The 11,271-nt window shown below is 36.6% G+C and carries 6 protein-coding genes, 5 tRNA genes and 1 pseudogene; 10 read left to right on the top strand and 2 right to left on the bottom strand.

Annotation, left to right across the window (positions count from 1 at the left end; all coding sequences use genetic code 11):
* Positions 1-52: 52 nt before the first annotated feature.
* A complete protein-coding gene (fabV, locus tag AWV75_RS14120) occupies positions 53-1,249 on the top strand; it encodes an enoyl-ACP reductase FabV (RefSeq protein WP_060874984.1) in 1,197 nt (398 codons plus the stop codon).
* Positions 1,250-1,741: 492 nt separating this feature from the next.
* Here the strand turns inward: fabV and AWV75_RS14125 are convergent, their stop codons facing one another.
* The gene (locus AWV75_RS14125; protein ID WP_060874985.1) at positions 1,742-4,183 is read right to left on the bottom strand and encodes an ATP-binding protein; all 2,442 of its coding nucleotides are present in this window, start codon (positions 4,181-4,183) and stop codon (positions 1,742-1,744) included.
* A 292-nt stretch (positions 4,184-4,475) separates the two neighbouring features.
* Between AWV75_RS14125 and AWV75_RS14130 the strand changes: the two genes are divergently transcribed.
* Entirely contained in the window at positions 4,476-5,348 is an 873-nt protein-coding gene (locus tag AWV75_RS14130) for an energy transducer TonB (protein ID WP_060874986.1), read from the top strand.
* An 80-nt stretch (positions 5,349-5,428) separates the two neighbouring features.
* On the opposite strand, the gene AWV75_RS14135 is transcribed toward AWV75_RS14130, so the two are convergent.
* A complete protein-coding gene (locus AWV75_RS14135) occupies positions 5,429-6,571 on the bottom strand; it encodes an acyl-CoA dehydrogenase (protein WP_060874987.1) in 1,143 nt (380 codons plus the stop codon).
* Positions 6,572-6,669: 98 nt separating this feature from the next.
* Between AWV75_RS14135 and AWV75_RS14140 the strand changes: the two genes are divergently transcribed.
* The 8 genes and pseudogenes from AWV75_RS14140 to AWV75_RS14175 all read left to right on the top strand — a co-directional run.
* Complete coding sequence (locus AWV75_RS14140) at positions 6,670-7,758, top strand: anhydro-N-acetylmuramic acid kinase (protein WP_060874988.1); 1,089 nt, start codon at positions 6,670-6,672, stop codon at positions 7,756-7,758.
* Positions 7,759-7,938: 180 nt separating this feature from the next.
* A complete protein-coding gene (locus AWV75_RS14145) occupies positions 7,939-9,156 on the top strand; it encodes a bifunctional folylpolyglutamate synthase/dihydrofolate synthase (RefSeq protein WP_060874989.1) in 1,218 nt (405 codons plus the stop codon).
* 87 nt (positions 9,157-9,243) lie between these two features.
* A tRNA-Val gene (locus AWV75_RS14150) sits at positions 9,244-9,321 on the top strand.
* 46 nt (positions 9,322-9,367) lie between these two features.
* A tRNA-Val gene (locus tag AWV75_RS14155) sits at positions 9,368-9,442 on the top strand.
* A gap of 24 nt (positions 9,443-9,466) precedes the next feature.
* Positions 9,467-9,541 (top strand) — tRNA-Val (locus AWV75_RS14160).
* A 48-nt stretch (positions 9,542-9,589) separates the two neighbouring features.
* A tRNA-Val gene (locus AWV75_RS14165) sits at positions 9,590-9,664 on the top strand.
* 30 nt (positions 9,665-9,694) lie between these two features.
* Positions 9,695-9,769, top strand: a tRNA-Val gene (locus AWV75_RS14170).
* A gap of 389 nt (positions 9,770-10,158) precedes the next feature.
* Positions 10,159-11,271, top strand: a pseudogene (locus AWV75_RS14175) (hypothetical protein); the annotation flags it as partial.

Raw genomic sequence — 11,271 nt, forward strand, 5'->3', positions numbered from 1 at the left:
TTGATAATAGAAAAATAATTTACAAGCGTAGTAAAGTAAAAAAATAGAAAGAATGATTATACAACCTAGAACTCGTGGATTTATCTGCTTAACGTCTCATCCAGAAGGATGTGCAGCGCATGTTAAACAACAAATAGCCTATGTTCAATCGAAAGGAAAAATAGCAAATGGACCTAAAAAAGTACTTGTAATTGGTGCTTCTACTGGTTTTGGATTGGCATCACGTATAGCAACAGCTTTTGGTTCTGACGCAGCTACTATTGGTGTGTTTTTCGAAAAGTCAGCTACAGAAGGCCGTCCAGCAACTGCAGGTTGGTATAATTCAGCAGCATTTGAACAAGAAGCTGCTAAAGCAGGTTTATATGCAAAAAGCATCAATGGTGATGCATACTCGGATGAGATTAAGAAACAAACAATCGAATTGATTAAACAAGATTTAGGTCAAGTCGATTTAGTGGTATATAGTTTAGCTTCACCTAGACGTACACATCCTAAAACGGGAGTAGCTTATGCTTCTGTTTTAAAGCCAATCAACGAACCTTTCTCGAATAAGACGGTTGACTTTCATACTGGTGTAGTATCTAATATTACTATTGATCCAGTAACAGAACAAAGCGATATTGATAATACAATCGCAGTAATGGGAGGAGAAGACTGGAAGTTCTGGATGGAAGACCTAAAAGCAGCAGGTGTTTTAGCAGATGGAGTGAAAACAGTAGCGTATTCTTACATTGGACCTGAGTTGACTTACCCTATTTATAGAAATGGAACAATCGGGATGGCTAAAAATGATTTAGAAGCAACCGTTCCTACAATCAATAATTTACTAGCAGATTTACATGGTGTATCGTATGTGTCTGTGAATAAAGCATTAGTAACGCAATCAAGTTCAGCAATTCCTGTAGTGCCTTTATATATTTCTTTATTGTACAAAGTGATGAAAGAGAAAAATATTCACGAAGGATGTATTGAGCAGATGTATCGCTTATTTGACGATCGCCTATATGCGGATAAACCAGTAGCGTTAGATGCAGAAGGAAGAATCAGAGTAGACGACTGGGAAATGAGAGAAGATGTTCAGGCAGAAGTAGCTAAGCTTTGGGAACAAATTAACTCAGACAATATCAATGAGATTTCAGATTTAGAAGGATACAGAAGAGACTTCTTTAATCTATTTGGATTTGAATTTGACGCGATTGATTATAGTGCAGAAACAAATGAATTAGTAGATGTACCTAGTATAAAATAATAAAAAAGTCGATGGTAAAACCATCGACTTTTTTTTATGTTGATCATCATCGCATCATTTATCTCACCTAGTTTTATATTTGTTTTGGTGTTCGATGAATATATCTCACCTAGTTTTATATTGGTTTTAGTGTTCGATGAATCTTCACTTCGTTCCGATTTTCACTTCGTTCCGATTTTCACTGTGTTCCGATTTTCACTGTGTTCCGATTTTCACTGTGTTTCGATTTTCCCTGTGTTTCGATTTTCACTGTGTTTCGATTTTCACTGTGTTTCGATTTTCACTGTGTTTCGATTTTCACTTCACTTCATTTCGATTTCACCATCTATCTCACCTAGTTTTATATTTGTTTTGGTGTTCGATGAATATATCTCACCTAGTTTTATATTGGTTTTGGTGTTCGATGAATCTTCACTTCGTTTCGATTTTCACTACGTTTCGATTTCACCGTCTCACCATCACACCGTCTCACCATCACACCGTCTCACCATCTCACCCTAAATATTGCTCTTGTAAATCCTGAATAACTTCTTGAATTTGTTGAGAAAGCGCTTGTATGTACTGTGCTAAGTCATCTTTGGTTTGGAACTCGAGGGTTTTATCTTCTAATTTTTCTAATGCTGGGACAAGATGATTGATTTGTAGCTGTTTGAACATCGGTAGCATCTTATGTGCAATATTGCTGATGGTTTCATAATCGAAATCATCTTTTGCGTAGTTTAAATCGAGTATATTCTCTTGGGTACTATCAACAAAAATGACTACAAATTTGCGCAAAGCAGCACTATCTTCGCCGATGAACTGTTTAATTTGGTTGATGTCGTACAAATGAGTTGGTTTCTCATCTGAAAGAACTGTATTGGATGGCGTATCCCATTCAATGGTATGATTAGGATGTAAGAGTTGAGTAATCAAGGTCAATAGCTCCTGAAGTTGAATAGGTTTTTGATGCGCGGAGGTAAATCCAGCATGGGTAAAATCTTCCAAGGTAAGGTCGCGTTTACCAGATAGCGCAATGATGGGAGTCTCACGGTATTTTGGATTGGCGCGTACGAGTTGAATCATTTCAAAACCATCCATTTTTGGCATTTGAATATCGCTTAGAATAACATCATATGTATTCTGTGCTAAAACAGTTTCTATCTCAGAAGAATCATTGAGAATTTCAATGTGCTTGAAGAGAGGGGAAAGTAGTTCTTCCATTAATTGTAGCTGAATTTTATCGTCATCCACAACGAGAATGGTATTTTGATTCAATACGGTAAAGAGTTCTTTGTATTGGTGTACGGTTGTATGGGCATTGATTTGTACATCTGCTTCTTCCAAAGGTAAAGTCAAAGTAAAAATGGAACCTTCACCCAAGATGCTTTCTACTTTTATTTCTCCTCCCAATAAACCAATCATACGCTTGGATATATTAAGTCCTAACCCTGTACCTCCAAAGCGTTTTTCAATCCCTTCATTGGCTTGGCTAAATTCCTTGAAAATATTTTCAATTTGATTTTGTTCAATGCCTATACCTGTATCAATCACTTTAATCTGCAATTGGTCCTCTAGTTTAATGGCCTCCACAAATACACCGCCTTTTTGCGTGAATTTCAGGGCATTGGTAATTAAGTTAGTTACAATTTGCTTTAAGCGATAAGGGTCAGAGATAAACGTATTGTTTAGCGCCTGATCTACCGTCCATTTTAATTTGATTTTTTTGTTATCCGCATTGGGAACCAAAGGCGCACAGATGCTTTCTAGTAATTCTTTTGGATTGAATGCTTTTTCCTGAATACTGATTTTATTGTTTTCTAACTTAGAGAAGTCCGTTAAATCATTGATTAGATTAGCAATATACTGGGTGGAACTCTGTATGTTGTTGAGGTACTGCCTTTGTTTGCTCGTTAATTCCGTTGATTCTAGCAGATTAGAAAATCCAATTAAACTCCCTAGCGGGGTCTGTAAATCATGGGTAACCGTTGCAAATAACATGGTTTTACTGCGCAATAATACCTCTCTTTCTTTGTTGAGTTGCTCTAATTTTAGACGATATTCTTGTGTTTGGTTAATGTCTTTGATAATAATCCATCCTAAAATGATAATCACAAATAGGGCTGATCCTCCAATATAAGCAATATTGGTAGAAGCCGTACTAATACGTGCCTTTGATTCATTGATATTCTGATACGAAAGGGTGAGTAAGTTTTGCTCGATACTCTCTAAGATCTTACGCAGTTCATTTGTAATGTTCTTGTTTTCTATCACTAATTTTTGCTCCTCTTTTAATAAGGTTGCTTGTTGTTGATTCACTTTTTCCTGTGCCTTGAGAATGATGGTTTCCATGGCAGTAATCAATGAATCTGTAACGTTGGGATAATTGATGGTTTTGGTGATGGTATCCGTGTGATCTCCTTTAAATAGTCGAGCCCAACCACTGCGCTTTTCCTTTTCTTTGGACTGGATGACAATGGGTTGTATTTTGCGCTCGATTTCATCGCGTATGTCGTAAATTTTATCAATGGCTTCACTGTAATCTCGGTCTTCATTAATTTCTTTTCTCGCCTTGATGATGTTGTTGAAGCTGACTTTTTTCTTCTTTAATAGGTCTTGGACTAAATCAATTTTTTGGTGAATCGCTTGATCTGTTGTGGTTAGTTTGATTCGGTCAATCTGATTGACCAAGGTATCTAAATGAGAATAGTAACTTTGGATGTCTTTATTGTTTCCTGTTACAATAGCATTTCGACTGTAGATCTCTGAAGAATACAGGTTGTTTAGCGTACTACTAACAAGAAATATCTTATTGTTTTCCTTTACCACTTGCTCTTCGGGTAAAGTAAATTTTTTAGCCTCTTTATAGATGTAAAAACCCGAAAAGAAAACAGCTCCAAGTAGAAAAATATACAAGAATATGATTTTAATCTTTATTGATTTTGAGGGTTTCATGTTGTGTTTCGTTAGAATTGAGCTACAAATGTACAAAATGTTGCGTCTTGTTTTTGGATTTTGTAAATCAATGATTTTGCTCGATGAAATGTTAAATTGTTAAAGAGGAAGGATTGCTGTATCTGTTGTGTGTGCTTTGTTTATTTGTTAAATTTTAATATAAATTATATTTTTATTTGGAAATTGATTATTATTGATTAGCTTTAGTAGAAACAATGTAATGATGATGGTGTTAAAAAGTTAAGAGGGGCATTGAATGTATGTTAGGTTTAATCAATTAAAATAGGATGTTATGGCAAAAAATGATTTATTTAAGAAAGATTGGTTAGATATTGTATTTGCAGGTAGAAATAAGCAGTATGGAGCCTACAAATTACGTCTAGAAAGTCCTAGAACCACACTCTTAGCTTTAGGAAGTGGGTTGTGTTTATTCGCATTTGTATTTGTAGCACCAACCGCTATTTCTTCTTTTTTTGAAGAAGAAAATGGATTCGCTGGAGGAGTTATCGATTATGTGGATCCTATTGATAAAACGATTGAGTTCGTTGATGTTGATATACCCAAAGTAAAGGAAGAAGAAGTAAAGCCGATAGTGGAAGAGACAAAAACAGAGGAGGCGAGTGCGCCTGCTTCTAGTATGAATGTAGAGCGATTTGCCATTTTAGAAGTAGCATCAGCAGATGAGATCACGGAAGAACCAGCAAAACAAGAAAATTTAGTAGATGTATTAATTGGAAGCGAATCGATAGAAGGCAATGTTGAGGGTCGTATTTTAATCACTGAAACACCTGGTAAAACAGAGAATGGAACGGGGACCAATACAACCGGCACGGATGAAAGAGAGGGAGGGAATGACATTGTTCACTTCACGACTGAAAGAGCAGAACCACTAGGTGGGATGGCTAATTTTAGTCAAATGTTTATTTCTAAGTTTCGTGTAATACACGTACCTGATAATACACGTAAAGTACAAGTTATTCTGTCTTTTGTTGTAGAAAAGGACGGTAGTATCACAGATATTAAAGTATTGCGTGATCCTGGGTATGGCACAGGGACAGAAGCGATTCGCGTATTAAAAAGCATGCCGAAATGGAAACCTGCACGTCAGGATAATCGAACAGTACGATCTCAATTCACTTTACCCATAACGATTCAGGTGCAGTAAAGCGAGATAAATTGATAGATAGGTTTATAAAAAGCAAAAGCGATCCATGGATCGCTTTTGTTGTATAGTAAAGATTGTACTTAGTCTCTTGAGATTCCTCTTGAAATTACAATTTTTTGGATTTCAGATGTTCCTTCATAGATTTGGGTGATTTTAGCATCACGCATCATGCGTTCTACATGATATTCTCTAACGTACCCATTTCCACCGTGAATTTGAACCGCCTCTATGGTTGTATCCATTGCTGTTTTAGAAGCAAATAATTTAGCCATTGCACCAGAAACGGAGATATCTTGACCTGCATCTTTTTCTGCTGCAGCTTTTAAACACAACATTCTAGCGGCAGAAATTTGAGTAGCCATGTCAGCTAATTTAAATGCAATCGCTTGGTGATTGATAATTTCTGTTCCAAAAGCTTTGCGTTCTTTCGCGTATTTTAAAGACAATTCATATGCCCCTTGTGCAATTCCCAAAGCTTGAGAAGCAATTCCAATACGACCTCCATTTAATACGTTCATCGCAAATGCAAAACCAAATCCGTCTTCACCAATTCTGTTTGCTTTAGGTACTTTTACGTCTGTAAATAATAAGGTATGTGTATCCGATCCACGGATTCCCATTTTTTGCTCTTTTGCTCCAATTTCAAATCCAGGTAATCCTTTCTCAACGATGAAAGCATTAATCCCTTTGTGTTTCTTTTCTGGGTTTGTCTGTGCAATTACAATGTAGAAAGAAGCTGTACTACCATTGGTAATCCAGTTTTTCGTTCCGTTTAATAGGTAGTAATCTCCCATGTCAACGGCAGTTGTTTTTTGTGAGGTAGCATCCGAACCTGCTTCAGGCTCAGATAAACAAAAAGCCCCGATCCCTTCTCCTGAAGCTACCTGAGTTAAGTATTTTTCTTTTTGTTCTTCACTTGCATATTTTTCTAAACCTGCACAAACTAAAGAGTTATTAACAGATAACACTACAGCAGTAGAAGCGTCAACTTTTGCAATTTCTTCCATTGCTAATACATAGGACACGCTATCTAATCCACTTCCTCCATACTTTGGATCAACCATCATCCCTAAAAATCCAAGCTCTCCTAATTTCTTAATTTGTTCTGTTGGGAAAATTTGATGTTCGTCTCTTTCAATAACACCAGGTAATAATTCAGTCTGCGCGAAATCACGAGCAGCTTGTTGAATCATTAGTTGTTCTTCTGTTAATTTAAAATCCATTGATTGTTTATTTTATGCTTTGTAAGCTGAAAAAATTATGAGTTCAAATATAACGGAATAATATCAAATATTCAATTAGTATGCGTAAATTTATACCTATGAAAAATAGTCAATATCGCGTTATCGGCATCATGTCTGGCACATCTTTGGATGGAGTGGATTTGGTGTATGTTACTTTGTCTTTGCATCAAGGAGCGTGGTCATTTGAAATTGAACAAGGCCAAACGATTCCTTATACAGAAGCTTGGAGAAAGAAGCTCAAAACAGCAATTACTTTAAACAAAGCAGAACTTGATGTCTTGGATGAACAATATACGGTATATTTGGGTCAAGTGATTACTGCTTTTATTCAAGAACATGCCTTAGAATCTATTGATTTTGTTTGTTCGCATGGACATACAATTTTACATCGCCCAGATTTAGGGTATACGGTTCAAATTGGAAATTTATCCATTTTGGCAGATTTGATTCAACATAAAGTCGTGTGTGATTTTCGCGTACAAGATGTCCTGCTAGGAGGACAGGGAGCTCCTTTGGTACCGATTGGCGATCGCTTGCTTTTTAGTGCCTATGATGCGTGTTTAAATCTCGGTGGTTTTGCAAATGTCTCGTATGAGAATCAATTGAACTACCGCATTGCTTTTGATTTATGCCCGGTAAATGTATTGCTTAATGAACAGGCGAATAAATTAGGCTTACTATTTGATGCTGAAGGACAAAAAGCACGACAAGGAGTACTATGCGCTCCGTTATTAACGGCGTTGAATGGATTAGACTATTACAATAAAATACCTCCTAAATCATTAGGAGTTGAATACGTCACTAGTAATATTCAACCATTAGTTGATTTATATCCCAATACTGCCGAAGATTACTTAGCAACGTTTGTAGAACACATCGCCATGCAAATCGCTCAAGGAATTCCATTGCATAAACAGGCGAAAATTTTAGTAACAGGTGGAGGAGCTTTTAATAGTTATTTGATGGAGCGTATTCAATATCATGCACCCACTTATCAATTTGACGTTCCTTCAGTATTGTTGATTAACTATAAAGAAGCGCTAATTTTTGCTTTATTAGGGGTGCTTAAAGTGAGAGATGAAGTCAATACACTCGCTAGTGTTACTGGAGCACAATATGATCACAGTGCGGGTATTATCTATGATATTTTTGATCCCGTTTGGTAAGAAAACGACGATTTAAAAACGTTAATCTGCTTGTTTACCACATGCAAAACACCCTATCTTTGATTTGCTTTTACTGAAAGGAACATGCTTGATGAGGATTGTTTTGTAAAAGTGATTGAAATCAAATGATTTACATTAAATTAATTAGTAATAGAGGATAGTAACCCTATTTTTTGACTTATGACCTATCAAGAAACTGTCTTGTGGATGTTTGAACAACTTCCCATGTATCAACAGCAAGGAGCAAGTGCTTATAAAGCCGATTTATCAAATATAGAAAAATTAGCGGCACATTTAAATCATCCTGAAAAGGAACTAAAAACGCTGCACATTGCAGGTACAAACGGCAAAGGATCTACTTCGTCTATGTTGGCGTCTATTTTACAAGAAGCAGGTTATAAGGTTGGGTTATATACTTCCCCTCATTTAAAAGACTTTAGAGAGCGCATTAAGATTAATGGGGAAGAAATTACCGAACATTTTGTTGTTGATTTTATAGCGACCAATCAATCGTTTTTTGAGCAAGAGTCGTTGAGTTTTTTTGAAATGACGGTTGGAATGGCTTTTGAATACTTTAAAAAAGAGCAAGTAGATGTTGCTGTTATTGAAGTGGGCATGGGAGGACGATTGGATGCAACGAATATTATTACGCCTTTGGTTTCCGTGATTACAAATATTGGAAAAGATCACATGGCTTTTCTCGGAACTACATTAGCTGAAATAGCGGGAGAAAAGGCAGGAATTATCAAGGAAGGGGTTCCTGTGGTGATTGGAGAATATGTAGCCGAAACGAAACCCGTTTTTATTGCCAAGGCAAAAGCCATGCAAAGCCCGATTTATTTTGCGTCAGAAACGTATGCTTCTAATACATGGACCTCTGATTTGAAGGGAATCTATCAGCAAAAGAATATACGTACCGTTCGTCAAACCATTGAATTGTTGCGCAAAGATTTTGTGATTACAGAAAAAAATGAAAAAGAAGGGTTAAATCACGTGGTCGCTCATACAAAATTACAAGGTCGTTGGCAAGTACTACAAGAAAATCCAAAGGTGATTGCGGATACCGCACATAACGAACATGGGCTTGCCATTGTAATGGAACAGCTGAAAACGGAAAAATACGAACAGTTATACTTTGTTTTTGGGGTAGTCAACGATAAAGATTTGCAAACTGTTCTACCACTTTTGCCCCAAGAGGCAAAATATTTCTTTGCTAAGCCAACTATTTTTCGCGGATTAGATGGAAATATTTTAGCAGAGAAAGCGAAGGAATTTGGATTGGAAGGAATGGTTTGTGATTCAATACCAGAAGCTTATGCAAAAGCTAAGGCTGTTGCTAAGGCGGAAGACTTGATTTATATAGGGGGAAGCACTTTTGTTGTAGCAGAAATTTTATAAAAAAAAGTTTCAAAAAGCTTGCAAAGATAAAATCCCGTCGTATATTTGCACCCGTAATCAACACACGATTACACGTTCATTAAGAAAGGGCGATTAGCTCAGTTGGTTCAGAGCATCTCGTTTACACCGAGAGGGTCGGGGGTTCGAATCCCTCATCGCCCACCATTCTTACACATATTGAAATATTCCGAATTTATAGAAATATTTATTAGGGCGATTAGCTCAGTTGGTTCAGAGCATCTCGTTTACACCGAGAGGGTCGGGGGTTCGAATCCCTCATCGCCCACAATATATAAATAAAAGTTAATTCGGGCGATTAGCTCAGTTGGTTCAGAGCATCTCGTTTACACCGAGAGGGTCGGGGGTTCGAATCCCTCATCGCCCACTATTTTTATTAAATTTGGAATTATTTCCGAATATACGTTTTATATTCGGGCGATTAGCTCAGTTGGTTCAGAGCATCTCGTTTACACCGAGAGGGTCGGGGGTTCGAATCCCTCATCGCCCACAATATTTTACAATAAAACGATACGCATTCGGGCGATTAGCTCAGTTGGTTCAGAGCATCTCGTTTACACCGAGAGGGTCGGGGGTTCGAATCCCTCATCGCCCACAAGAAAAAGCTTATTCATTTGAATAAGCTTTTTTTGTTTATATCCATTACTTCCCATTCAATTAGCTACTAAGCTTCCATATTTTGTCCCTTATTTCCTATAAGTAGTTTGCAAATTATCTGTTTATATTTTTTACTTCTTTGTTTTTTTACTTCTCTATTTTTCTTGCTGATAACAAAAAATACACTTTGAGTATTTTTGATAATAACTTAATCTTGTCTTGAGGTTTATTTGTATTTTTAAGTTAAAATAATAGAAATAATTATAATTAAGCTCTGTTTTGATGTACTTTTGGTAAAGTTAATGATAAAATGATATTAGATTACGTGTTGAAAGTGAAGATAGGTAATACAATCTAATAGGGGGATTAATTATAATTGCTAGTATTATGAAAAGAAAATTATTTGCTGTGGCATTTTTTATGGGGTTTTGGGGAGCTTATTGTCAGGTTGGTATTGGAACGCGTTCACCTAATGTATCATCAGAATTAGATGTTGTATCGAAAGACAAAGGGGTTTTAATTCCTCGTGTTCCTTTAACTTCAACAAAGGATACCAAAACGATTAAGGGAAACGATGGGAATGGTTATGAAAATAGTCTTTTGATATTTAATACCCTGACGCAAAATGATGTTACACCAGGATACTATTACTGGTATCAGGATAGATGGATGCGTATTTTAGATGAAGGAGCAATGGAGCAATACCTTAATAAATATGGAGGTAATGTTCATTATGATGGGGCTACATTGACTTTTGTCAATGAAAATGGTGATACGGTTACAATAGACCTGTCCACCATTATTCAGGCAGGTGAAACGCTAACGACGGTAGTAAGAATAGACGAAGGTAAATATGAATATACCAATGAAGCGGGAACCAAAGTCGTAATTGATGTAATGTCTGATGTGACGAATAATTTCGAAGAGATCATCAACAGAACAGAAGTTCAAGAGATTCTAAATCAATACATCACCGAGAATGGTGGTAACATCCACTATGATGGGGATTCTTTTACGTATGTAGACGAAAATGGACAGACCGTTTCTTTAGATATGATTACCATTGTAAAGGGCAGTGAAACCGTTACTACTTTAGTGAAAGACCCATTGAACAATGGAAAATATACCTACACCAATGAGGCTGGTCTAGCCGTGGTTATTGACGTACAGGCAGATGTGAGCAATAACTTTGAAGAAATCATCAACAGAACGGACGTTCAAGAGATTCTAAATCAATACATCATCGAGAATGGCGGTAACATCCACTATGACGGTGATTCTTTTACATATGTAGACGAAAATGGACAGACCGTTTCCTTAGATATGACTACCATTGTAAAAGGCAGTGAAACGCTAACGACTTTAGTAAGAATAGACGAAGGTAAATATGAATATACCAATGAAGCGGGAGCCAAAGTCGTAATTGATGTAATGTCTGATGTGAGCAATAACTTCGAAGAGATCATCAACAGAACGGAAGTTCAAGAGATTTTAAATCAA

It is taken from the genome of Myroides odoratus (assembly GCF_001549985.1).
Classification (GTDB): Bacteria; Bacteroidota; Bacteroidia; order Flavobacteriales; family Flavobacteriaceae; genus Flavobacterium; species Flavobacterium odoratum_A.

Excerpts from the sequence above, each read along its gene's own strand:
- fabV (WP_060874984.1), top strand. The coding sequence starts at position 53 with ATGATTATACAACCTAGAACTCGTGGATTTATCTGCTTAACGTCTCAT.
- AWV75_RS14125 (WP_060874985.1), bottom strand. The coding sequence starts at position 4,183 with ATGAAACCCTCAAAATCAATAAAGATTAAAATCATATTCTTGTATATT.
- AWV75_RS14130 (WP_060874986.1), top strand. The coding sequence starts at position 4,476 with ATGGCAAAAAATGATTTATTTAAGAAAGATTGGTTAGATATTGTATTT.
- AWV75_RS14135 (WP_060874987.1), bottom strand. The coding sequence starts at position 6,571 with ATGGATTTTAAATTAACAGAAGAACAACTAATGATTCAACAAGCTGCT.
- AWV75_RS14140 (WP_060874988.1), top strand. The coding sequence starts at position 6,670 with ATGAAAAATAGTCAATATCGCGTTATCGGCATCATGTCTGGCACATCT.
- AWV75_RS14145 (WP_060874989.1), top strand. The coding sequence starts at position 7,939 with ATGACCTATCAAGAAACTGTCTTGTGGATGTTTGAACAACTTCCCATG.